Source organism: Paenarthrobacter sp. JL.01a (assembly GCF_025452095.1).
In the GTDB taxonomy this organism is placed as follows: Bacteria; Actinomycetota; Actinomycetes; order Actinomycetales; family Micrococcaceae; genus Arthrobacter.
Genome location: NZ_CP104877.1, coordinates 4,027,288 through 4,048,842, shown reverse-complemented (window position 1 = coordinate 4,048,842; position 21,555 = coordinate 4,027,288). Strand labels below are relative to the sequence as shown.

The window sequence follows — 21,555 nt, the reverse complement described above, 5'->3', positions numbered from 1 at the left end:
AGTCCTCGTGCAGACTGGGGGGATACGGCGTTGGGAGAAGGCGATGAGCACAGCACTGGAAGCTTTGGAAACAGTCCCGCAGGGTACGTCCCTGGCGGATAACGCCTACCTGCTCCTCCGCGACAGGCTCATCATGCTGGACATCAAGCCGGGCGACCCCATCAATGACGGGCAGGTCGCGGCAGAACTCGGGATCGGCCGAACGCCAGTCCGCGAGGCCATCAAGCGCCTTGAGAGCGACCACCTCGTGGTCTCGTACCCCCGCCGGGGCACCTTCGCCACCGGCGTGGACATCACCCAGCTCGCCGAAGTCTCCGAAATCCGCGAACTCCTGGAGCCGCTCGCATCACGCAAGGCTGCGCGCATGGCCAGTCCAGCCATGCGGTCCGAGCTGCGTGACGTCGCTGCCGCCATCCGTGACCTCGAGGGTCAGGATGCGTCCTCCGCGGAACTTATGCGCTACGACATTCAGGTCCACCGGCTGATCTACAAGGCCTCGGCCAATGCGCACCTCGAGGACGTCCTCATCCGGTACGACAACCTCGCCACCCGCATTTGGTGCCACATGCTGGAAAAGATGCCCTCCGTTTCAGGGCACATCTCCGAGCATGCCGAGCTCCTCACCGCCATTGCCGACGGCGACGAAGAACTCGCCGCCAAGCTCGCCATGCACCACGTGGTGAGCTTCGAAGAGACCATCCGCAAAGTCCTGTAGCACCCTCTCTCACATCCCGCCTGCTTGAGGCGCACCCTCTCTCACGTCCCGCCTGCTTGAGGCGCACCCTCTCTCACATCCCCTGTGCTTGCGCCCGACCCTCTCTCACGTCCCGCGAGACTTCGGCTGGCCAGAAGGGCCCGACGTCGGCACCCAGGCCGGGTGCCGACGTCGGGCTTTTGCTTTGCGTGAGTGAGGGTTGGGTTGAAGGGTGGGGGATGTGAGTGAGGGTGGAGGCCATTTGGGCGGTCGTCGCAACCTTGAACCGTTCACTGCAACTTTTGATGGTTTTCAGTCATGACTCGTTCCCCTGTGAATTTCCCTTGACAACCAATTTCAGCTTAAAAATAGCCTCTTGACCGTGATCCACCACACACGTAGTCTGATGCAACAGCGTTGCGTTTGATGCAACCCCAATGATTTTGGTGGACACATGAGCAATGAATCCTCTGTGGCAGCCGAGCAAGGCATATCCTCCGCCTCGGGCCACAACAACACACCCAGCCTTAAGAACACAGTCAGCAAAGACACTCGACGGCGAGTGGTCACTGCCAGCTTCATCGGCAACTTTGTCGAATGGTTCGACTACGCCGTTTACGGTTACTTGGCCGGCATCATCTCCTCGGTTTTCTTCCCGGAGTCCGACCGCCAAACGGCGCTCCTGGCGACCTTCGGTGTCTTCGCCATCAGCTTCTTCGTGAGGCCACTCGGCGGTTTCATCTGGGGCCACATCGGCGACAGGATCGGACGCAAGCAGGCGTTGTCCCTGTCCATCCTGCTGATGTCAGTTGCTACGTTCTGCATTGCGCTGATTCCGGGATACGCAACGATCGGCGTCATGGCGCCCGTCCTTCTCCTCCTGGTCCGTGTGGTCCAAGGCTTTTCGGCGGCCGGCGAGTATGCAGGTGCCTCGGCCTTCCTGGTGGAGTACGCACCGGCCAATCAGCGCGGACTCTATGCCGCCGTCGTGCCTGCAAGTACGGCAGCGGGACTGCTGCTGGGATCCCTGCTGGCCGCCCTGCTGAGTTCAGTGCTCACCGCGGAGCAGTTGAACGAATGGGGGTGGCGCCTGCCGTTCCTGCTCGCGGCGCCGATGGGCCTGATCGGCCGCTATATCCGCACCAAGCTGGAGGACACGCCGGCATTCCGTGAACTGGCCGAGAAGGACACCGCAGTCAAAGCACCTGCCTTCGCCATGTTCAGGACCTACCGGAAGCAGCTCATCATCGCAACAGGTGCGGTGCTGCTCAATGCCGTGGGCTTCTACGTCATCCTGAGCTACATGCCGACGTACCTGTCGGAGGAGCTGGGCTTCGGAGCCGCGGAGTCATTCCTGGCCACCACCATTGCACTGGCCAGCTATATCGGCTTTATCTTCCTGACCGGTATCGCTTCAGACAAATTCGGCCGCAAGCGCATGCTCCTGACCGCATCCGTCCTTTTCATCCTGTTGACCGTGCCAGCTTTCATGCTCCTGGACACCCGCAACTTCCTGGTGATCGTGCTGGTTCAAATCCTCCTCGGCGGGATGCTCACGCTAAATGACGGCACCCTGCCAAGCTTCCTCGCCGAACTCTTCCCCACCAAGGTCCGCTACACCGGCTTTGCCGTGAGCTTCAACCTCTCCAACGCCCTGTTCGGTGGCACTGCACCATTCATGGCCACACTCCTCATCGGCATGACCCACAACCAGCTGGCTCCCGGCTGGTACCTCGTGGCCGCCTCCCTGGTTTCCCTCATCGCAGTCCTTTTCGCAGCAGAAACGTCCAAGAAGCCGCTGCAGCAGGACTAAATCAACCACCCATTGAAAGGAATCACCATGACCATTACCCAGAACGAGTCCGTCAACGACGTCGCGAAACTCGAGCGCACCAAAGTCCTCAACAACGGCGAAAAAGTCTCACTGACTTTCTCCGACGCCGAATTCCAGTGCCGCCTCAGCGGCCTTCGAGCCATTATGGCCGAAAAGGACCTCGACGCCGTCATCCTCACCAGCTACCACTCCATCAAGTACTACTCCGATTTCCTCTTCACCTACTTCGGCCGCTCGTATGGCATGGTGGTCACCAAGGACGACACGGTCACCATTACGGCAAATATCGACGCCGGGATGCCTTGGCGCCGCAGCTACGGCGAGAACCTCGTGTACACCGACTGGCGTCGGGACAACTACATCCACGCCATCCAGGAAGTCCTCCGCACCCGCGGTATCAACCCGCGCCGCATCGGCGTCGAAGATGATTCCCTGCCGTTGGATAACCGCAACAAGATCCAGGCCGCTTTCTCCGGAGCAACGCTGGTGGACGTCGCCCAGGCAGCAATGCGCCAGCGCATGATCAAGTCGGATGAAGAGATCGCGGTCATCAAGCACGGCGCCCGCATCGGCGATCTCGGCGGCGAAGCCATCCGTAACGCCATTACCGCCGGCATCACTGAATACGAGGTTGCCCTGATCGGCACCGAGGCCATGGTCCACGAGATCGCCCGGACGTTCCCGGACTCGGAGATCCGCGACACCTGGGTGTGGTTCCAATCGGGCATCAACACCGATGGCGCCCACAACTGGGCCACCACCCGCAAGATCCAGGAGCACGACATCCTGTCCCTGAACTGCTTCCCCATGACCAGCGGATACTACACGGCATTGGAGCGGACCCTGTTCTATGGCGAACCGGATGCCCGTTCCCTGGAACTGTGGAACATCAACGTTGAGGTCCACAAGCGCGGACTGGAACTCATCAAGCCGGGCGCTGTCTGCAAGGACATCGCTGCCGAGCTCAACGAGATCTACATCAGCCACGGCCTCCTGGCGAACCGGACCTTCGGCTACGGCCACTCGTTCGGTGTGCTCAGCCACTACTACGGCCGCGAAGCCGGCTTGGAACTGCGCGAAGACATCGATACTGTCCTTGAGCCGGGCATGGTGGTGTCCATGGAACCGATGATCACTGTTCTGGACGGCCAGCCGGGTGCGGGCGGCTACCGCGAGCACGACATCCTGGTGGTGGGCGAACACGGCGCGGAGAACATCACCAAGTTCCCGTTCGGCCCTGAGTACAACATCATCGGAGCGTAAGTGATGCGGCCGGTGGGCGCAGTGCACGGCGTCCACCGGTTCCAGGGCCGCAACGCCAGCAGCCCGCAGCGAAATATAGTGAACCCATGACTCCCTCCGAATCCAGCGACGCTCCAAATAACGGCGACAGCAAGAGCACCTCGGTCATCGTCAACGCCATCGCAGTCCTCCGAAGCTTCTCTGCCGACGAACCCCTTCTGGGAGTCACGGAGATCGCAAGCAGGATTGGCCTGCACAAGAGCACCATTTCGCGGATTTTGGCGACTTTGGAGCAAGAGGGTTTAGTGGAGCGCGACGTCGATTCGCGCAGGTTCCGCTTGGGGCTGGGCATGATCGCGATGGCGGGCCCCCTCCTGGCGGAACTCGAAGAGCGGCGTGTCGCCTATCCCGTCCTCCGCGAGTTGACCGAGCGCACGGGCGAGACCAGCGCACTTATGGTGTGGAACGGCGTCGAATCCATGTGCGTGGAGCAGATCCCCAGCCGCCACCAGGTGAAACACCTGGCCCCGCTCGGAGCCCGCTACAACGAGGCGTTGAGTTCATCGGTGCAGGTTTTCCTGGCTGCCGAAGACCACGAACGGGTCCGGAACCTGCTTCGCGGCGGATCCATCACGTTGCCCGGGCTCGATGATGCTTCCGTGGAGACCTACCTTGACCGTCTGAAGGAAAGCGCGGCTCGTGGGTGGGCCGTCAATTTCGGTGAAACCTCCATTGAGGAAGTCGGTGTTGCCTCCCCGGTCCATGACCACCGTGGCAACATCGTGGCCGCCGTCCTGATCCCTGCCCCGAAGTTCCGCGTCTCGCAGGACGTGCTGACCAGTCTCGGCGAGGCCTGCGCGGAAGCCGCGGCCAAGGTCACCACCCGCCTGGGCGGCCGCACGCCGCAGTAGGCAGTGTGAGGCGACGCCGAGGTGGCAGTTAATGGCAGTGCGGCACGCGAACATTGTCATCAAATGCCAAGTCGCGGCACGAGAACGGCGGCCGTCCCCTCAAAGGGGCGGCCGCCGTCGTTGTTTCCGCAAATATCGAGGGCTTACATCTTCCTTCGAGTCGCGGCTGTTTCGTCCATGACATCCCTGCCGAGCCAGACGCCCAGGCCGATCATGGCTACGCCAAGGATCAGGTGGAGCCAGTTGTCGGCCGTGTTGAACGGGATGAAGTTGGCGCCCGTTCCCTGGTTGATGACCAGGCCGTAGATCCAAAGGACGATGTACACGGCGCCGCCGCCCAGCAGGAACAGGCGGGCCATGCGGTCGTTCCTTGCCATGGCCAAGCCGGCCGCGCCGAACAGCAGGTGAACGATGTTGTGGAGTATGGACACTTGGAAGACTCCAAGCAGCATGGCGCCGGATTCATGTCCCGCAAAGGTCATGGCGCCGTAATTGGTGGTGATTCCCGGGATGAAGCCCAGGACGCCTACCAGCAGAAATACAATGCCAACGCCCATGGCGGTGTTGCGAAGTGTCAACCCCATCATGTGGTGGTGTTCGGCAGGGTGCGAAGCGGTGGTCATCAGTCCTCCCTTTCACGCGGTTATCCGGCTCTTCTCCTGGAGAGCCGACCTGCGGCAAGGGGTGTGGCAAAACCTTGCCGACGCCGCCATAATACTCCTGAAATGCTCCGGATAGCAGGGGATCGGCCCGGTTCAGGAGCCGGTTAGCATGGATTCATGAGCCAAGTGCCGAACGGTCGCGTGCACACCATTTTTCATGATGTCCGGGATCTGACGCCCTTCCGCGAGGGCTACGTCCGGACGCCTGTGCGTGGCCTGGCTGACGGCGTGAATGATGTCCTTTCGGGGGTTCTCAGTGGCCGGGACCATGCACGTTTGTCCGTTGTGGGCAGCGTCCCGAGGTTGAAGATGCTGTCCTCGAAGGCGGCGAAGGCCATGCACGATGCCGTCTTTTCCTCCACTGATCCGGACCGCCTGCTCGCTTTCGCGCGGTCGAATCCCGGGTGGGCGGGGTTGTGCCACATCATGGCCGGGTTGCTGGTCTACAAACATGGCGGATACTTGCGCGCGTCCGAACTGCTGCAGCGCGGGTTGACTACCAGGATCGACGACGACGCCAGCCAGTTCTCGGCGATGTACCTCGGGCAGGTGGTCAACCGGGTTGAGGTCGCCGAACGCATAGAGGTTCCCGTGCTGTTCAGTGAAGAATCCGTATTCCTGGCGCTGGCCCATTGCCTGCGGGAAATGGGAATGACCGAGGCCGCCCTTGAAGCTGTGGTGGGTCTGCCGCCGTCGTTGCCTTCTGCGTTGGCCCGCTGCACGGCGGCGTTCTCGCTGGAGCGCCACCGGGACGTGGTGGTCTGGACCGAAGGCCTGCTGAACACCGACGATCTTTCGGCAGCCCTGCTGCTGATCCGGGCGCGGTCACAGCGCGCGCGGGGTGACTTTGAGTCAGCCCAAGTGGCCTTGAAGGAGGTCCTTCGCCGCAGGAAGACAAATCTGGCGCTGAAGAACGATGCCCTGACGGACCGGGCTCTTCTGGCCTTGGACCAGGGGCGCAGGACGTTGACGCCGCGGTCCATGCGGCAAGCTCCGCCGGCCGAGCTGGAATCCATGGATGTGATCCGCAAAGACGCCGAAATGCGCCGCCTCTGGGAGAACGACTTCCGGCAACTCGGCGGCGAATAAAAAACCCATTGTGCTGGCTGTCGCGTAGGCGTAATCTCTTAATCAACCAATTCATTGATCAAATGATTGGTTGACTACGAGAGGTCAAACAAACGATGGAACAGGAAGTCGGCCACCCCGACACCTTGGACAGGGCCTTCATGGCACTGGCCGATCCGGTCCGGCGGGCCATTGTTGCCCGGCTCTCCCGGGGAGATGCCACCGTCAACGAGCTCGCGGAACCGTTCGCCATCACCAAGCAGGCAGTGTCCAAGCACATTCAGGTCCTGGAACATGCAGGACTGGTGACCCGTTCCCGCGACGCCCAGCGCAGGCCCGTCCATCTGGACGCCGCCGCCCTTGAACGCATGACGGCGTGGATCGACCAGTACCGCCTGATCGCCGAGTCCAGCTACAGGAGGCTCGACCAACTGCTCGCCACCTCCGAACAGGAACAAGAAACAAAGGAAGAACCGAAATGAGCAATCCAACCACCATCACCGCAGACGACGGCGTCCCCTTCGTCGACACAGTCCGGGAATTCGATGCGCCCGTCAGCGCGGTCTTCAAAGCCCACGTTGACCCCGACCTCCTGGCCAAATGGCTGGGGCCGCGCAACGCCACGCTGAACGTCACCAAGTACGACGCAACCACGGGCGGCAGCTGGCACTACGAGAGCGGGCACGAAGACTCCATGTTCGGCTTCCGCGGTATCTTCCACACGGTCGAAACCGATGCGCTTATCATCATGACGTTCGAATTTGACGGCGCCCCCAACCAAGTGGGCATCAGCACCACCACTTTCGAGGAAATCGACGGCCGCACCCGGATCGTCGCCCACGAGGTCTATCCGACCGTGGAAGCACGCGACATGGCGCTGGCTACAGGCATGAACTATGGCGTAGTTGAAGGGTATGAGCGCCTGGACGAGCTGCTTGCCGGTTAAACGTGCAGCAGCAGCGGCAGGATCTGCTCCGACAACAGCACAGTTCCCAACCCGATCATGATGATCCCGCTGGTCAGCGTCACGGCCCGCGCGGCACCCGGCCGGGACGCGAGCAGCTTCCTCGATGTCAGGGCAACAGCGGTGTAGACCAGGCCGGCAAGGACCACGAAAGTCAGTCCCAACAGGCCGGACTGGACCGGGACAGGCAGTGCGGCCTCGGGACTGACGAATTGGGGCACCAGGGCGACGAAGAACAGCAGCCCTTTGGGGTTGATGCCGCTGGTGCCCATGCCCTGGAAGAACGTGCGGAGCTGGTTTCCGGAATGCACGACGCCGTCTTCCGCACTGAAGCTCGCACCTCGCCACGAGCGGATGGTGCCGATGCCGAGCCACAGCAGGTAGGCCGCACCGGCGATTGTCAGCGAACCCAGAAGCCCGGGGACTCCGGCGAGGAGTGCGGCCAGTCCAGCCGCCATCAGGAGGGTGTGGATGACGTAACCGCTGCAGAGGCCGGCAACTGCGGGCACGAAACTGCGTTGGCGCAGCCCCGCCGAAATCGAGTACGCCCAGTCGACGCCGGGCGTGCAGGCCAAGGTGACTGCCACGATGATGAAGGCGAAGAACAGTTGCGGATTCACGATCTCTCCAGAGCTTGTTGGTAGGAAAACTCTAGGGAAAATCAGCCCATAAGTGTTTCCTTTTTTAGCTCTCAGGAGCGCTCGCTGCGTAAGATTATTGCGTGATTGACGGTATAGACAGAAGTATTTTGCGTCACCTCAAAGAGGATGGTCGAATGACTGCCACGGCGTTGGCGTCCAAGGTCGGATTGACGGTGGCTCCCTGCCATCGCCGGCTCCGGGATCTGGAGTCGACGGGGGTGATTCGCGGATACCGTGCGGACATCGACCCTGCGGCTGTCGGGCTCGGGTTCGAAGCGATCGTGTTCGTTACCCTGCGCCAGGTGGACCGGGGAACTATGGCGGCTTTCGAAGCCAGGGTTACCGCCAACCCGAACATCGTGGAGGCCCAGCGGTTGTTTGGTTCCCCCGACTATCTGCTGAAGGTCATAGCAGCGGATTTGCCGGCCTACCAGCGCTTCTACGACGACGAGCTTGCCGCCCTGCCCGCGGTGGAACGACTCACGTCCACATTGGTCATGAAAAACCTTAAGACGAACATCGGGCCGCCGGTTTAGCCGGGTCAGCGACCCGGCGGGGCACTCAGCTGGCCGGGATGACGTGGACGATGATGACCTGGGTTTCCTTGGAGCCATCGAAACGGAGGTCGTAGTTGACCTCCAGTCCGGTGCTGTTGCCCGAGGTCAAGGAGTAGTCGCTTTTTGTTGATGAGTCCTTGCCGTTGGCGGAGATCCATCGCTCGGCGTCGTCGGCGTCGATACCGTACTTCTCCACTCCGTCGCGGATCAAAGCAGCAAAACCCTCTGCGGAATCCGCGGTGAGGAAGTAGGTGACTTCGGTGAAATCAGGACGGGCATCGGTGGTCTTGAACCTGATGCGGTCTGTCTGGGCGCGGATCTCACCCTTGGGTCCCACAATGGTCAGGTCTATTTTCCCGGAGTCCTGGGTGTTGATCTCCGGGCCGTAGCTGTCCCCGGATACCCGTACGGCCGACTTCTGCAGCGCGCCGCTGCTCATGTCCAGCTTGGCCCGTTTGTCGGTCCTGATCCGGTCAACACCTGCAGCATCAAGAGTGGAATAATCCGAGGTAATCACTGTGCTCCCTTGGGACGTTGATGGTGAAGCGGGGACGGGGATCTGGCATGCCGAGGTGGTGAGGAGTCCCACGCACGCAGCGGCCAGTCCCAGGACTCTCATGGTGCGGGTCATTGGTGGACCTCTGCGTCAAAGCCATCCAGGAACCGGTCCATGATGCCCGGAATGTTGTTGGTGGGCCTGTACTGCTCAACACGGCCGTTGAAGTCCGAGCCGATGATGTCCCGGGCCTGCTGTGGATTGTTGGCCAGGAGGTTTTGGTAGGCCGGGAGGGTGTCCTGCTTGATCAGGGCCCAGCGTTGATCGGCGTCGGCAATGTTGCCGTCGGGGAATCCAGTGGTGAAGTCCGTGCGGAACTGCGTTGGGTTGTCCCAATTGGTGAACGGGAGGTTCTGTGGCCCAGGGCTTTCCACGCTGAACTTGTACGGGAACACTTCGGGGTAGCTCTTTGCTCCGGGAATGGAGGGTTCACCTGCCAGCGTCACCATGTAGGTCACGGCTTCCCCGCCCGGGTGGTTGCGCATGTTGTCGTAATCGTCGGCGATGATCTCGTTCTGCTCCCGGTACAGCAGGGCCGTGTTGCCCTCCTTGACCTGTGCCGGGTCGCCCGAATTAATCTGCGCCCACGCCTTTGCGGTAGCTGGGTCGATGGCGCCGGAGTCACGGAGGCGGTTGATCTCGTCAATGCCGCCATTCATGTAGGCCTGGTGCTGCCGGGCCTGGTCCAGGAAGATCTCTTTGTTCATGTCCAGCATGGAGGTCTCGTAGAACTTGATCTCGGCATCAGTCATGCCGGCGAGCTGCTCGATTTGGTCGAGTACCGGGATGGGGATATCCGACGCGGGATTGTCTGCGATCTGCCGTGCCAGATCTCGCAGCATGGCCATGTCCTTGAATCCGCCGGCGAAGGATGGGCCGATCATGTTGGCCATGCCGGCCCACTGGAGGTCCGGATTGGCCAGAAATGCCTGACCGTAGAAGTCGTAGACCTTCTTGATGGTCTCCCAGTTGTACTCAGTGCCCTTGCTGGTGTCCCACGTGGAAGGGTCCATACCCATCTCCCGCATGGCCTGCTGGTTCCAATAGTCGCTGAGGAACTGGGAGTACTCGGGAGACTTTTTCTCTATAAGTCCCGAGTCGGCTGCCGCGTCCATGGCCGCTTTGGCTTCCTGGGGATGCTCGAGCGCCCACTTCTTGAACTCGTCGCTGCGCAGGTAATCCGCGCGCTCTTCGGGAGTCATCCCGTTCAACAGATCCGTGAGCTCCTGGCCGCTTCCGCCGGAACCAAGGCCTCCGGAGCCGGCACCGCCCACCCCGCCCTGGGTACTCGCGGTTTCCTGTTCCCCGGCATTCTGCAACAGATTCCGGGAGGCTGCCTTAATGCCGGAAGCCGCGCTTTGGAGGGCGCGCAGGTGCGAGCTGTTCCATTCGTGACGGAAGCGGTCGCCGTCGTTCCCCCGCCACTGACTGTTGGTGATGGTGCCGGATAACTGTTGACCCAGATGCGTGAGATTGTCCGCGTTGCGGGCAAGCTCCTTGGCCAACTGCCGCAACTGCGCGACGTCCGCGCCGTAGAAGTTACCCGCCACGTTGCCCCCAATGTAGTGTGCCGTTGCCTGACCCCATCCTAGGCTGGCGCCGCAACCGGGCACATGGGGACAACTTCCCTATGTGCATAAGTGACTACTCGCTGAGCAGCCCGGTGGTCCTGTAGGGAATGACTTCCCGGAGGAACATGCTGGTGGAGGTCCGGACAATACCGGGGCACAAACGGATTTCCTCGGACACCCGGTAGAGATCGTCGGGGCTCCTGGCCACCACCCGGATGATGAGGTCGGTGTCGCCGGCGGGGGCGTGGCATTCGAGGACTTCCGGGATCTTGCGAAGAGCCGCGATGGCCTGGTTCAGGTGGCTCTGGTCGAGCTCCGCGCTGACGGCGGCAGCCACTCCCCGCCCGAGGGCCGATGGCAGGACCCGGCTGCTGTTGGCCCGCAATGCACCGGACGCCGTCATCCGTTCCAGGCGGGACTGCACTGTCCCGCGCGCCAGGTGCAATTTCTGCGCCAGGACCATGATGGGTACACGGGGATCGTCGTCGAGCGCGGCCAGGATCCGGCGGTCCGTAGCGTCCAGTTCCTGCAAAATGACCACTTCCTGCCCGGTTTCTGATGGATGAGTAGTCAGATCGACCAACAACCGAGACGACTATTGCTCCTACTGTATGTCTCCTGCTGAAATTGTGGCAACGAAGCAGGTCGAGGCCACCGCCGAAGCCCGCCGGCACCAGGTCCCCGGAACACCACCCGGATTCCTGCACAGGTTTCCCGCAAGGAAGCAGCCGCTGATTGACTCTTGTTCACAGCATTGTCATTCTGCACTCGCCCGCTGGACGGGCAGCACAGCAAGAGCCCCTGAGCCACCGGATCGTTGCGGTAGCTGAGGGGCTCTTGTGTTGCCCGCACGGGGCGGGCGGCCGCAGCCCCGCCCGCACCCAGCGCCTTGCGCGCATAGGCTTGTACCATGACTTCCGCCGGGCGATTTGCCCCGAGCCCTTCGGGTGAACTCCACGTTGGCAATCTCCGTACGGCCGTGCTGGCCTGGCTGTTCGCAAAGTCCAGCGGTCGCGATTTCCTGCTGCGGGTGGAAGATCTCGATCGCGCCAGATCCGGCGCTGAGGCGCAGCAGCTCCGCGATTTGGAAGCCATCGGCGTCACTTGGGACGCCGACGTCGTTCGCCAGACCGAGCGCGCGGGCCACTACGAGGAGGCGATCCAGCGACTGGCGTCGCAGGGGCTCACCTATGAATGCTTTTGCACCCGCAAGGAAATCCAGGAAGCGCCGTCGGCCCCCCATGCTCCCCAAGGGGCTTACCCGGGCACGTGCCGGCGGCTGTCGGCGGCTGAAAGAGAGATACGGCGCGCTTCGCGTCCAGCATCCATCCGGCTGCGGTCCGAAGCCACGGAGTGGGCTGTTGAGGACCAGTTGCACGGCACTTTTGTGGGAGTGGTGGACGACTTCGTGCTGCGTCGGAATGACGGCGTGACCGCCTACAACCTGGCCGTGGTGGTCGACGACGCCGCTCAGGGAATCGACCAGGTGGTACGCGGCGACGACCTCCTGCCGTCCACCCCGCGACAGGCCTACCTCGCCACCCTTTTGGGCCTTCCCGTCCCCGAGTACGCGCACGTTCCGTTGGTGGTAAACCACGACGGCGTGAGGCTGGCAAAGCGCGACGGTGCCGTCACGCTGGACGACCTCGCCGCTGTCGGAATACCTCCCGAACAGGTGCGGGCCCTGATCCTTGGGTCCCTCGGCTTGCCCGCCGGGACCCTCCAGGACGCGCTTCCGGCGTTCGAACCGCAGCGGCTCCCCAAAGAGCCTTGGGTGTGGATAACTCCACCTGCCTGAATGGTCCACCACGTAGGCTGGCTGGATGCACTCACAGATGGTCGCCCCAGGTTTTGAACCCGTCGCTGAACTTTTTGCCCGTTTCCTGGATCAGGATCCGGAGTACTCGGCCCAGGTGGCTGCGTACCATCGCGGCGTCAAAGTGGTGGACCTGAGCGGAGGACCGCACATCCGCCCCGACTCGGTGACCGGAGTGTTCTCCTGCTCCAAAGGCATGGCCGGCCTGGTCATCGCCTTGCTGGTGCAAGACGGGCAACTGGACCTCGACGCCGAGGTGGTGAAGTACTGGCCGGAATTCGGGGTGGAAGGCAAAGCCTCCATCACCGTTGCCCAGCTCCTGTCACATCAAGCCGGGTTGTTGGGCCCGGAGGGCGGCCTGACTCTGGACGAAGTAAATGATTCCAGCCTCGCCGCTGCCAAGCTCGCCAAGCTCCCGCCGCTATGGAAGCCTGGCGCCTCCTTCGGCTACCACGCCCTGAGCATCGGGATCTTCATGGAGGAGCTGTGCCGGCGGATCACCGGCCGGCCGCTTCAGGAGGTTTTCGAGCACCGTATCCGGTCGGTCGCCGGCGCACATTTTTACCTTGGACTTCCGGAAGCCGAGGATTCCCGCTTCGCGCCCTTCCGTTGGGCAGCTGATCCTTCGTGGCCTTGGGTGGACCCGGCCAGCCACTTCGGCCTGGCAACGAATGCGGCAGTGGGTGACATCCTTGATTTGCCGAATATCCGGGAAGTCCGGGCTGCCGGGTTGAGCTCCGCGGCGGGCGTGTCCAGCGCAGAGGGCATGGCGAGGATTTATGCAGCCGCGCTGACCGGCCTGGCCGGGGACGCCGGCGTCGCGCCCCTCCTGACGGAGGGCACCATCACAACGGTAACCGCCGAACAGGTCTTCGGCATCGACAGAGTGTTCGGCGAGACCGGTTGCTTCGGCACCGTCTTCATGAAATCGCACTCCAGGATGCCCTTCGGCAGCTACCGCGCCTTCGGGCACGACGGTGCCAGCGCATCACTGGGGTTTGCCGATCCCGTTTACGAGCTCGGTTTTGGCTATGTACCCCAGCAGGCCGAACCCGGGGGAGTGGGATGCCGCAATTTCCTGCTGAGCGCCGCCGTGCGGGAAGTCATCGCCGGGTCGGCTGCCTAGCGGGACTGGGCGGCCGGCACGCCTGCGGCCATTCCTGCCCACAACGTATCCGTGGTTGCCGCAATGGCGTCGCTCACCGGAATTCCTTCCAAGTGCTTGCCGGCAGCGAGGAGCGCCGCGCCGTGGAGGCTGACGAAGCAGACCATGGCCAATGTGGCCGGGTCGCCGGGGGCCAGCTCGCCGGCTTCCTGTGCCTCGACGATCATTGCCTGCGCTATCTCGATTCCTTGACCGCCGGTGTTCCGCAGCTCGGTACTTGAACCGGGGTGGTGCTTCGTGGAGTACATAACGGTCAGCAGGGCGGGGTGGGCCAATGCGAATCCCACATACGCCTTCGCGACGCCGACGAACCGCTCCCGCAGGCTGCCACCGGCCTCCGAAGCGGTCTGGATGCGGCTGTTCATCAACTCGAAGCCAGCCATGGCCAAGGCGTCGATCAGCGCCTGCTTGTCCCGGAAATGCTTGGCCGGTGCCCCGTGGCTGACGTTGACATCCCGCGCGAGCTGCCTGAGGGAAAGCCCGTCGACGCCGACCTCTTCAAGGGTCTCCATGGCACGCTCCAGAAGGGCTTCGCGGAGTTTTCCATGGTGGTAGGGCTGCTCGGTCATGCTTCAAGTCTAGGTCAATGTAGGCATTGACAACAATGTAGGCGCTGCCTACCATGTAGACAGCGACTACATCAGTCCCCCATACAACGACGGGAACCATCATGACCATGACCTACTCCGGTACCACCGCGCTCATCACGGGAGCCAGTTCCGGGCTTGGCGCGGAATTCGCGCGGCGCTTCGCCGCCCGTGGCTCCAACCTTGTCCTGGTTGCCAGGCGGGTGGATCGCCTGGAAGACCTGGCGCAGCAACTGCGGAGTGAACACGGCGTCACGGTGACGGTGCTCCCGATGGACCTCGGCCGGGCCGGTGTGGGGGCGGAGCTTTTCAACGAACTGTCTGGACGCGGCATCGCCGTGGACACCCTCATCAACAACGCAGGCTTCGGTACCCATGGGGCCTTGGTGGAGGAAGATCCAGCGGTCATAGCGTCGGAGATCGCGCTCAATGTTGCCGCCTTGGTTGATATCACGCGGGCTTTCCTGCCTGCAATGCTCACCTCCGGCAAGGGCGCGTTGGTGAATGTGGCCAGCACGGCTGCCTTCCAGCCGATTCCCGGGATGGCTGTCTACGGCGCCACCAAGGCCTTCGTCCTGAGCTTCACCGAGGCCTTAGCCCACGAAGCCAAGGACTCCGGGATCAGTGTCCTGGCACTATGCCCGGGAGCCACAAAGACGGAGTTCTTCGAGGTCCTCGGTAGCCAGTCGGCCGCAGTGGGAGCCATGCAGACCTCGGCCCAGGTGGTGGAGACGGCCCTCAAGGCTTTGGACCGCAAGGTGACTCCGGGCAGCGTCGTCTCAGGATGGATGAACCGGGTGGCCGCAGGATTCGCCCAGCGACTGCCCAGGGCCGTTACCGTGGCGATCGCCGCACGCGCCGTCCAGGATTGGTAGGCGGTACATCCACGCCGCCGCAACGGATAGCCTGAACGGGAGGACCCATCCCTGAAGCTCCTTTGCCAACCCGGAGGCCACAATGACTGAACCACGCTTCACCGTAGAGACAGCCCAGGTCCTGGCGGAGGTGGCCCACAACCGCCAGAAGGACAAACTCAAGCGTCCGTATCGGGAGCACGTCCTGGCAGTGGGCGATGCCCTTGCCGACTTCGACCAGGACATCCAGATTGCGGGCTACCTCCACGACATCGCCGAAGACACCCCCATCACCCGGCAAGCGCTGCTGGATATGGGCGTTTCGGAGCGTGCCCTCGCCATTATCGAGCGCGTCACCCGGCGCTTCCACGACGACCCCGATGATTACGACGCCGGCATCCGGTACGTCGCGGAGGACCACGACGCCACGTTGGTCAAAATTGCGGACAATGCCCACAATTCCTTGCCGGAACGCGTCCGGGCGCTGGCGGAGAAGTGGCCGGGCAAACCACCGGTAACCCGGTACGCCGATGCCCGTCCGGTGCTCTACGCGGCCGTTCCCAAAGAGGAGGTCCGGCTGATCCTGCAACGGATCAACCCGCACCTGCTCGAAGAACTGGACGAGATCGTTCCGGAGTAGTCAGCCGGCCGCTGGCGCTAGCCGGCCGCAGCTTCCAGCCGACGCAGTGCGGCAGCCCGCCCCTTGTGTCCACGCCGTTCGTCGTAGGCAATGGAGAGCCCCAGGACCAGCATCATCTCCAGCATGCACACGGGCACGGATGCACCCGCTGCGGCCATGGCGATACTGGCCGTCAAACCAATCACCACAAGGACGGTGCTCCACAACAATTCGCGGTCCGGGCTGAGCATGAACCCGTAAAGCGTTGTCAGGGACACCTTGAAAAGAATAATGGGGATGGCTATCGATGCCACGGCTGCGGCTGCACTGATACTGGCCTCATGGTCGATGTAGTAGGCGGCGACGTGCAGGCCGGCACCCGTGGCAGCAATGCCTGCAAAGACCGGCATATGCGCATAACCGAAGACCCATGAGCGGTGCCTTTGGAGATGGAGCGCCGGACCCGCGGGAAGAATGAAGTAGATCCACCACATGGCGAAGGCCAACCCTGTACCGCTGAAGCCAACCAACGCGGTATCCAGCGTCCAGCCATGCAGGGCAACCATCGCCCGCAGTGTCTCAATGGCCCCGATCAGGCACTCGCCCAGGGCAATGATGGCAAGCAGCCCGTAGCGCTCGGCAATATGGTGGGCATGCCACGGTGTCCGGGCTTTGCGTTCAGCAAGTCCGGGAACGGACATCTCCAGGACGAACAGAGGCGCTGCCATGAGAAACGTGGTGAGAACGCCGGCGTCGATCAACAGGACGGCAACCCAGCCAACTTGGACAATCGAGACGTACTTTGCGTAGCGCAAACACGTTTCCCGGCGTTCGGGGTCTTGGCGGGCAGCGCGCAGCCACTGAAAGACCAGGGCTACGCGCATGACGATGTAGCCCAACACCATGGTGAAGTTGTCTACGTGCTTGCCTTCGATGATGGAGTGGAATACAGGCTCGATGCCCATGGCCAGGATGAGGACGCCCACCATCTGCACCATGGTGACCGTGCGGAATACCCAGTCATCGGTGTCGTAGGCGCTGGCGAACCAGGTGAAATTGATCCAGGCCCAGATCACCGCAAACATGGCGAAGGAAAAGGCCAGGAGTCCCGGCCAGAAGTGCGCCTCGGCCACAGCGTGGGCAAATTGGTTGCCTGCCACCCCGAAGGCGATAACGAAAGTCAGGTCGAAGAACAGCTCAAGCGGGGTGGCGGTGCGGTGTTTCTCATGGGGATCGCGCCCGCCCATCCGGGAGAGGGCATGGCGGAGGGGATTCGTGGACATGGCTCAAAGATTACCGTTGCCCGGCGAGCCCGCGCCGGGTTCGCGGGAACGCGTCCAGTGCGCCCGGAAATTAGCGGCGATCTGGCAAGGTTCCCGCGAACTCGCTGCGCAAAGACCCTAAACGCGGCCCAGGACGTCGATGTCTTCCAGGAAGTCCTGGTGCACTTCGGGGCTGACAGTCGTGCGGGTGTCCGCGATTGCGTCGAGGTAGTCCTGGGTAACCGGGCCCTTCCGGTCGTTGGTGCCGTCCGAGGCAGAGCCGGCGGCAGCGCCGTCGTCGTACACGGCTTTTTCCAAGGCCCGCTGGGAGGCACTGCGCGCGGCGAACTCAATATCCGCGGGCGAGAAGCCCTCGGTCCGCTCGACCAACTGCGCAACATCCACCGAGTCCACCACCGACGCCGGGATGAACCGTTGCCACATGGCCTCGCGGGCATGGACGTCCGGAAGCCCGATGGGGATGACGTAGTCGAAGCGCCCGTGCCGGAGGAACGCTGTATCCAGCGCTCGGATGAAATTGGTGGCACACACCAGCAAGCGGCCGGGCTGTTCGCGGAAAGCCGGGATGATCTTGAGGAGCTCGTTGGTGACGCCCTGAAGCGGCGAAGGCGGATCACCGGCACGCTGGGAAGCGATCTCCTCCACCTCGTCGATGAACACCACGGCGTGCTCCAGCTCGGCGATCTCCAGGAAAGTCTCCCGCAAGGCGCCCGCCAGCCCCTTGGGATCTGAGGCCAATCGGGACGGGAACACCTCCACGAACGGCCACTCCAGGCGTGAGGCGATGGCTTTGGCGAAGGTGGTCTTGCCTGTGCCGGGAGGACCGAACAACACCACGGCGCGCGGCGGAACAACGCCGTATTCGTCGGCGAGGTCGGCTTCGGCCAAGGGGAGCACCAGCCGGCGCTCCAGCAGTTCCTTCTCCCGGCGCATGCCAGCCACGTTCTCCCACAAATCGCGCGCCAGGACGCGCCCGCCGAGCAGTCCCAGCGCACCAAGTTCCTGGCGCTGCACGGGAATGGTCCGCTCGAAATAGCGCAGGTTTTTCTTCACCACGAAGCCGCGGCCCAGGAACGCCTCGACCCGGGTTTCCGTCTCCGGCATCAGCGCGGAAAGTTTATTGAGGCCGTGCGGAGCCATCCGGTTTTCGACGGCGGCCAGCAGCGAGGTGCCGATACCCCGGCCGCGGAACTCGGGAAGCGTCGCCAGGAAGACGATCCAGCCTTGGTCATGGGCGGCACGTCCGACGGCGGCACCCACCACCTGCTCGCCCTGAACCGCCACCACCGCATGGTCCTTCTCGCAGGATGCCAGGACTTCGGACAAGGCGTAGACGGGCTCCACGCCGTCGGCCTTGAGGGACTCCCACAGATGGAGTATGCCGTCGAGATCTGAGGAGTGGAAGTCCCGGATGCGCCAATTGGTCATGAGTTCTTCTCCTGGGGCTGTCAGTGAGTCGCCATTGATTCGTTGGAGTTGAGCATAAGCGAATCACTGCCGGGGAACGTTGCGGCTTCGTTGCGTTACGGGGACCGGGCCCCGTCTAGGATGAGCACAGGAAACACCCAGCACGTTCGAGGGAGAAGCGGTGGGAGCATTCAGGCGCAGGCGGCGGCCAAGGTCTGTCCGGGCGCCGGGGTCCGTCATGGCCGCGATTCTGGCGGCTGTCCTTTTGGCCGTCCTGCCCGTTCCCGCTGCCAACGCCGTGTCGCCGGACGAGTTCACCATCAGCGGCCCGACGTACGTGGGAACCGGATTGTCGGTCAGCGGCGCCTACGAGTACTTCTCTGCCTGCGATCCCGACCCGCAGCACGGCTATTCCATCCAGTGGATTCGTGACGGTGAGCCGGTAACGCCGCAATCGGGCTTCTCCAACTTCTACGAGCTGCGCATGGAGGATGTCGGCACCCGGATCTCGGCTGTTGTCACGGGTTCGCAGGCGTGCAACCCGTCACAGGTGGTGGTGAAGGAATCCGAGGTGGTCAAAAGCCAGCCCACGCGCGTTGAAGGATTTACGGGCCGGGCAGTATTTGAACTGTTGGGACGCCGGCATGATGGTGCACTGATGCTCTACCCGGGCTTGGACAGCGCGCAAGGCTGGAAGCCGCCGCGGCTGATTGGCTCCAACTGGGGTGCCTATACCAGGATCATCGGTGCCGGCGACCTCACCAGCGACGGCAAGACCGAACTCCTGGCCACTGATGCGGTGGGCAGGCTCTGGATGTTCTGGGGCAGGGGAGACGGAACATTCCCCGCAGAGGCCTATCCCTCGGAGATCGGCTGGGGGTGGAACGCCATGGACAAAGTGGTGGGCCCCGGGGACTTCGACGGCGACGGGTACAACGACCTCCTGGCCACCGAACCCAACGGCAACCTCTACCTCTATCCCAAAGCAGCCCGCGGGTGGACGCCCCGCGTCCAGGTGGGCCAGGGGTGGGACGTCATGGACCTGCTCATCACGCCCGGTGATTTCAATGGCGATGGCACAGCGGACATCCTCGCCAAGGACAAGGCCGGAAGGCTGTTCCTCTACGGCGGCAACGGAAACGGCGGATGGCTGGCTCCGAGGCAGGTCGGCCAAGGCTGGAACGTGCTGAGCAAGGTGGGCAGCGTTGGGGACTTCAACCGTGACGGTTTTGCCGAAGTCCACGGGGTTAACAGCGCCGGTGAACTGCTGATGTACTACGGCGATGGACGCGGCGGTTGGAAGGGCGTGGAAACCGTTGGCTGGGGCTGGAACATCTTCAACGGGCTCTACTGAACCGGCCTCCCTACTGAACCGGGCGAAGCCGCAGGCCCTGCATGCCGCCGTCGACCGCCAGCGACGTACCCGACGTCGAGCCTGACAGCGGACTCGCCAGGTAAGCCACCGCGCCGGCTACTTCGGCGGGATCCACCATGCGTCCGTGGGGCTGGCGGGCGTTGAGGGCAGCGCGCTCGCCGGCGGGATCGGACGCCGAGTCCAGCAGGCGCCCCACCCACGGGGTGTCCACGGTGCCGGGATTGACGCAGTTCACGCGGATGCCTTCACGGACGTGGTCTGCGGCCATCGCCAACGTAAGGGACAGGACCGCGCCCTTCGACGCCGAGTACAGCGCACGCTGTGGCAAGCCCGCCGTTGCGGCGATGGAGCAGGTGTTGACGATCGAAGCAGCCGGCGACTCGCGCAGGTAGGGCAGTGCCGCCCGGCTGACGCGCGCGATTCCCACCACGTTGATGTTGAGGACGCGGAGCCACTCATCGTCATCGTTCGCGGCGATGTCACCTTGCGCCCCGATGCCGGCGTTGTTGATGACGATGTCGAGGCGGCCGAACCGCTGGGCGACATGCTCGACGGCGGTACGCACCGAGGCGTCATCGGCAACGTTGCACTGCACGCCGAAGTGCGGGCTGGCTTCCGGTGTGAGGTCCAGGACCGCTACCTGGGCGCCGCCTGCGGCGAGGCGGTCCGCGATGACCGCACCGATCCCGGAAGCCCCACCTGTCACGATTGCCGCGAGGCCATCAAATTCCTTGGTGGTCATGGCGCGGCCTCAGGCGTTGGTGCCGGCGACGGCGACCGGGCGGGCTGACCCGGCATGTGCCCGGAAGTACTCCTGGCGCTGGCGTCCCAGCCCATCAATTTCCAGCTCCACCACGTCACCGGGTTGGATGAACGGGAAGCGGCCGGACAACGCTACGCCCTCGGGGGTTCCGGTGATGATCACATCGCCGGGTTCCAGGACCATGTACTGGCTGAGGTGGTGGACGATCGTTGCGGGGTCGAAGATCATGTCCGAGGTATTGGAGTCCTGGCGGGCTTCGCCGTTGACCAGGGTCCGGAGGCGAAGGTTGCCCGGATCGATCTCGGAGGCGGGGACCAGCCAGGGACCCAGGGGAGTCGAACCGGGGAGCGATTTGCCCTTGGTCCACTGTCCGGCAGCCCCGGGGATCTGGTACTCACGCTCGGAGAGGTCGTTGGCCACCGCGTAACCGGCGATGCTGTCTTCGGCCTCTTCCAGAGTGGAAAGGTATGACGCTTCCCTGCCGATGATGATGGCCAGTTCCACCTCCCAGTCGTACTTTTCCGACGACGGCGGGATGGGAGCGGCGTCGTACGGTCCGGCGATGGTGTTGCTTGGCTTCAGGAATACGACCGGAACTTCGGGCGGGTTCGCGCCGGACTCGGCTGCGTGTGCGGTGTAGTTCAGGCCGATCGCGATGACGGATCCAGGCCGGGCAACGGGTGCTCCGATGCGCAGTCCTTCAGCCGGAATTTCCGACAGTTCCCCTTTATCCAAGGCTTCGCGGGTGCGTTCGATACCGTCCGAGGCGAGGAAGCCGCCGTCGATGTCCTTGGTCAGGGGCGCAAGGCTGTAGTACTTTTCGTCGCCGTTGGCGTCCTCGGCGATGACTGCCGGTTGTTCGTTTCCGGCCGTACCCAGCCTGGCGAATTTCAAGGTCATGGCTTCCTCCGTGCGTTCGGGACTAACATCCGAGCTCTAGTGTGATGTTTCCTCCCATAATACGGAAATGTGACCCATTGACAAGG

Annotated in this window: 23 protein-coding genes; 13 read left to right on the top strand and 10 right to left on the bottom strand. The window is 63.0% G+C overall.

Annotation, left to right across the window (positions count from 1 at the left end):
- Positions 1-43: 43 nt before the first annotated feature.
- From N5P29_RS19200 to N5P29_RS19185, 4 genes are all read left to right on the top strand, one after another.
- Positions 44-715, top strand: coding sequence for a GntR family transcriptional regulator (locus N5P29_RS19200; protein WP_262276372.1), 672 nt, complete (start codon positions 44-46; stop codon positions 713-715).
- Positions 716-1,148: 433 nt separating this feature from the next.
- Complete coding sequence (locus N5P29_RS19195; RefSeq protein WP_262276371.1) at positions 1,149-2,507, top strand: MFS transporter; 1,359 nt, start codon at positions 1,149-1,151, stop codon at positions 2,505-2,507.
- A 27-nt stretch (positions 2,508-2,534) separates the two neighbouring features.
- Entirely contained in the window at positions 2,535-3,791 is a 1,257-nt protein-coding gene (locus N5P29_RS19190; RefSeq protein WP_262276370.1) for an aminopeptidase P family protein, read from the top strand.
- 86 nt (positions 3,792-3,877) lie between these two features.
- The gene (locus N5P29_RS19185) at positions 3,878-4,681 is read left to right on the top strand and encodes an IclR family transcriptional regulator (RefSeq protein WP_262276369.1); all 804 of its coding nucleotides are present in this window, start codon (positions 3,878-3,880) and stop codon (positions 4,679-4,681) included.
- Positions 4,682-4,824: 143 nt separating this feature from the next.
- Here the strand turns inward: N5P29_RS19185 and N5P29_RS19180 are convergent, their stop codons facing one another.
- On the bottom strand, positions 4,825-5,304 hold the full coding sequence (locus tag N5P29_RS19180) for a DUF4383 domain-containing protein (RefSeq protein WP_262276368.1): 480 nt from the start codon (positions 5,302-5,304) through the stop codon (positions 4,825-4,827).
- A 156-nt stretch (positions 5,305-5,460) separates the two neighbouring features.
- On the opposite strand from N5P29_RS19180, the gene N5P29_RS19175 reads away from it, so the two are divergent.
- From N5P29_RS19175 to N5P29_RS19165, 3 genes are all read left to right on the top strand, one after another.
- On the top strand, positions 5,461-6,432 hold the full coding sequence (locus N5P29_RS19175; RefSeq protein WP_262276367.1) for a hypothetical protein: 972 nt from the start codon (positions 5,461-5,463) through the stop codon (positions 6,430-6,432).
- 95 nt (positions 6,433-6,527) lie between these two features.
- Positions 6,528-6,893, top strand: coding sequence for an ArsR/SmtB family transcription factor (locus tag N5P29_RS19170; RefSeq protein WP_262276366.1), 366 nt, complete (start codon positions 6,528-6,530; stop codon positions 6,891-6,893).
- Positions 6,890-7,357, top strand: coding sequence for an SRPBCC family protein (locus tag N5P29_RS19165; protein ID WP_262276365.1), 468 nt, complete (start codon positions 6,890-6,892; stop codon positions 7,355-7,357). Before N5P29_RS19170 ends, N5P29_RS19165 begins: the two co-directional genes overlap by 4 nt.
- Here the strand turns inward: N5P29_RS19165 and N5P29_RS19160 are convergent.
- Positions 7,354-7,995, bottom strand: a complete 642-nt coding sequence (locus N5P29_RS19160; RefSeq protein ID WP_262276364.1) for a LysE family translocator — start codon at positions 7,993-7,995, stop codon at positions 7,354-7,356. The genes N5P29_RS19165 and N5P29_RS19160 overlap by 4 nt on opposite strands.
- Positions 7,996-8,096: 101 nt before the next feature.
- On the opposite strand from N5P29_RS19160, the gene N5P29_RS19155 reads away from it, so the two are divergent.
- Positions 8,097-8,552 (top strand): Lrp/AsnC family transcriptional regulator, encoded by a 456-nt coding sequence (locus tag N5P29_RS19155; RefSeq protein ID WP_144662223.1) that lies wholly within the window; start codon positions 8,097-8,099, stop codon positions 8,550-8,552.
- 25 nt (positions 8,553-8,577) lie between these two features.
- On the opposite strand, the gene N5P29_RS19150 is transcribed toward N5P29_RS19155, so the two are convergent.
- The 3 genes from N5P29_RS19150 to N5P29_RS19140 all read right to left on the bottom strand — a co-directional run bounded on the left by N5P29_RS19150 (position 8,578) and on the right by N5P29_RS19140 (position 11,232).
- Positions 8,578-9,204 carry a hypothetical protein gene (locus N5P29_RS19150; RefSeq protein ID WP_262276363.1) on the bottom strand — a complete coding sequence of 209 codons (627 nt, stop codon included), beginning with the start codon at positions 9,202-9,204 and terminating at the stop codon, positions 8,578-8,580.
- Positions 9,201-10,679 (bottom strand): WXG100 family type VII secretion target, encoded by a 1,479-nt coding sequence (locus N5P29_RS19145; RefSeq protein ID WP_262276362.1) that lies wholly within the window; start codon positions 10,677-10,679, stop codon positions 9,201-9,203. Before N5P29_RS19145 ends, N5P29_RS19150 begins: the two co-directional genes overlap by 4 nt.
- Before the next feature lie 94 nt (positions 10,680-10,773).
- Positions 10,774-11,232, bottom strand: coding sequence for an Lrp/AsnC family transcriptional regulator (locus tag N5P29_RS19140; RefSeq protein WP_262278619.1), 459 nt, complete (start codon positions 11,230-11,232; stop codon positions 10,774-10,776).
- A gap of 378 nt (positions 11,233-11,610) precedes the next feature.
- Here N5P29_RS19140 and gluQRS point away from each other — a divergent pair, with 378 nt between their 5' ends.
- Both gluQRS and N5P29_RS19130 read left to right on the top strand, forming a co-directional pair.
- Positions 11,611-12,498, top strand: coding sequence for a tRNA glutamyl-Q(34) synthetase GluQRS (gene gluQRS, locus N5P29_RS19135; RefSeq protein WP_262276361.1), 888 nt, complete (start codon positions 11,611-11,613; stop codon positions 12,496-12,498).
- Positions 12,499-12,523: 25 nt separating this feature from the next.
- A complete protein-coding gene (locus N5P29_RS19130; protein ID WP_262276360.1) occupies positions 12,524-13,642 on the top strand; it encodes a serine hydrolase domain-containing protein in 1,119 nt (372 codons plus the stop codon).
- Here the strand turns inward: N5P29_RS19130 and N5P29_RS19125 are convergent.
- On the bottom strand, positions 13,639-14,250 hold the full coding sequence (locus N5P29_RS19125; RefSeq protein ID WP_262276359.1) for a TetR/AcrR family transcriptional regulator: 612 nt from the start codon (positions 14,248-14,250) through the stop codon (positions 13,639-13,641). The two genes, N5P29_RS19130 and N5P29_RS19125, sit on opposite strands and share 4 nt — an antisense overlap.
- Positions 14,251-14,351: 101 nt before the next feature.
- On the opposite strand from N5P29_RS19125, the gene N5P29_RS19120 reads away from it, so the two are divergent.
- Both N5P29_RS19120 and N5P29_RS19115 read left to right on the top strand, forming a co-directional pair.
- On the top strand, positions 14,352-15,143 hold the full coding sequence (locus N5P29_RS19120; protein ID WP_262276358.1) for an SDR family NAD(P)-dependent oxidoreductase: 792 nt from the start codon (positions 14,352-14,354) through the stop codon (positions 15,141-15,143).
- Positions 15,144-15,225: 82 nt separating this feature from the next.
- A complete protein-coding gene (locus N5P29_RS19115) occupies positions 15,226-15,762 on the top strand; it encodes a phosphohydrolase (protein WP_262276357.1) in 537 nt (178 codons plus the stop codon).
- Between the two features lie 17 nt (positions 15,763-15,779).
- Here N5P29_RS19115 and N5P29_RS19110 read toward each other — a convergent pair whose 3' ends face one another.
- Both N5P29_RS19110 and N5P29_RS19105 read right to left on the bottom strand, forming a co-directional pair.
- Complete coding sequence (locus N5P29_RS19110; protein WP_262276356.1) at positions 15,780-17,024, bottom strand: low temperature requirement protein A; 1,245 nt, start codon at positions 17,022-17,024, stop codon at positions 15,780-15,782.
- Between the two features lie 117 nt (positions 17,025-17,141).
- On the bottom strand, positions 17,142-18,452 hold the full coding sequence (locus tag N5P29_RS19105; protein WP_262276355.1) for an ATP-binding protein: 1,311 nt from the start codon (positions 18,450-18,452) through the stop codon (positions 17,142-17,144).
- Between the two features lie 217 nt (positions 18,453-18,669).
- On the opposite strand from N5P29_RS19105, the gene N5P29_RS19100 reads away from it, so the two are divergent.
- Entirely contained in the window at positions 18,670-19,785 is a 1,116-nt protein-coding gene (locus N5P29_RS19100) for an FG-GAP repeat domain-containing protein (protein WP_262276354.1), read from the top strand.
- Between the two features lie 10 nt (positions 19,786-19,795).
- Here N5P29_RS19100 and N5P29_RS19095 read toward each other — a convergent pair whose 3' ends face one another.
- The gene (locus N5P29_RS19095) at positions 19,796-20,548 is read right to left on the bottom strand and encodes an SDR family NAD(P)-dependent oxidoreductase (RefSeq protein WP_262276353.1); all 753 of its coding nucleotides are present in this window, start codon (positions 20,546-20,548) and stop codon (positions 19,796-19,798) included.
- Between the two features lie 9 nt (positions 20,549-20,557).
- Entirely contained in the window at positions 20,558-21,469 is a 912-nt protein-coding gene (locus N5P29_RS19090) for a fumarylacetoacetate hydrolase family protein (RefSeq protein WP_262276352.1), read from the bottom strand.
- Positions 21,470-21,555: the final 86 nt, after the last annotated feature.

Excerpts from the sequence above, each read along its gene's own strand:
- N5P29_RS19130 (WP_262276360.1), top strand. The coding sequence starts at position 12,524 with ATGCACTCACAGATGGTCGCCCCAGGTTTTGAACCCGTCGCTGAACTT.
- N5P29_RS19170 (WP_262276366.1), top strand. The coding sequence starts at position 6,528 with ATGGAACAGGAAGTCGGCCACCCCGACACCTTGGACAGGGCCTTCATG.
- N5P29_RS19105 (WP_262276355.1), bottom strand. The coding sequence starts at position 18,452 with ATGACCAATTGGCGCATCCGGGACTTCCACTCCTCAGATCTCGACGGC.
- N5P29_RS19120 (WP_262276358.1), top strand. The coding sequence starts at position 14,352 with ATGACCATGACCTACTCCGGTACCACCGCGCTCATCACGGGAGCCAGT.
- N5P29_RS19115 (WP_262276357.1), top strand. The coding sequence starts at position 15,226 with ATGACTGAACCACGCTTCACCGTAGAGACAGCCCAGGTCCTGGCGGAG.
- N5P29_RS19185 (WP_262276369.1), top strand. The coding sequence starts at position 3,878 with ATGACTCCCTCCGAATCCAGCGACGCTCCAAATAACGGCGACAGCAAG.
- N5P29_RS19090 (WP_262276352.1), bottom strand. The coding sequence starts at position 21,469 with ATGACCTTGAAATTCGCCAGGCTGGGTACGGCCGGAAACGAACAACCG.
- N5P29_RS19195 (WP_262276371.1), top strand. The coding sequence starts at position 1,149 with ATGAGCAATGAATCCTCTGTGGCAGCCGAGCAAGGCATATCCTCCGCC.
- N5P29_RS19150 (WP_262276363.1), bottom strand. The coding sequence starts at position 9,204 with ATGACCCGCACCATGAGAGTCCTGGGACTGGCCGCTGCGTGCGTGGGA.
- N5P29_RS19110 (WP_262276356.1), bottom strand. The coding sequence starts at position 17,024 with ATGTCCACGAATCCCCTCCGCCATGCCCTCTCCCGGATGGGCGGGCGC.
- N5P29_RS19125 (WP_262276359.1), bottom strand. The coding sequence starts at position 14,250 with ATGACCGAGCAGCCCTACCACCATGGAAAACTCCGCGAAGCCCTTCTG.
- N5P29_RS19165 (WP_262276365.1), top strand. The coding sequence starts at position 6,890 with ATGAGCAATCCAACCACCATCACCGCAGACGACGGCGTCCCCTTCGTC.
- N5P29_RS19175 (WP_262276367.1), top strand. The coding sequence starts at position 5,461 with ATGAGCCAAGTGCCGAACGGTCGCGTGCACACCATTTTTCATGATGTC.
- gluQRS (WP_262276361.1), top strand. The coding sequence starts at position 11,611 with ATGACTTCCGCCGGGCGATTTGCCCCGAGCCCTTCGGGTGAACTCCAC.
- N5P29_RS19100 (WP_262276354.1), top strand. The coding sequence starts at position 18,670 with ATGGCCGCGATTCTGGCGGCTGTCCTTTTGGCCGTCCTGCCCGTTCCC.
- N5P29_RS19180 (WP_262276368.1), bottom strand. The coding sequence starts at position 5,304 with ATGACCACCGCTTCGCACCCTGCCGAACACCACCACATGATGGGGTTG.
- N5P29_RS19190 (WP_262276370.1), top strand. The coding sequence starts at position 2,535 with ATGACCATTACCCAGAACGAGTCCGTCAACGACGTCGCGAAACTCGAG.
- N5P29_RS19200 (WP_262276372.1), top strand. The coding sequence starts at position 44 with ATGAGCACAGCACTGGAAGCTTTGGAAACAGTCCCGCAGGGTACGTCC.
- N5P29_RS19095 (WP_262276353.1), bottom strand. The coding sequence starts at position 20,548 with ATGACCACCAAGGAATTTGATGGCCTCGCGGCAATCGTGACAGGTGGG.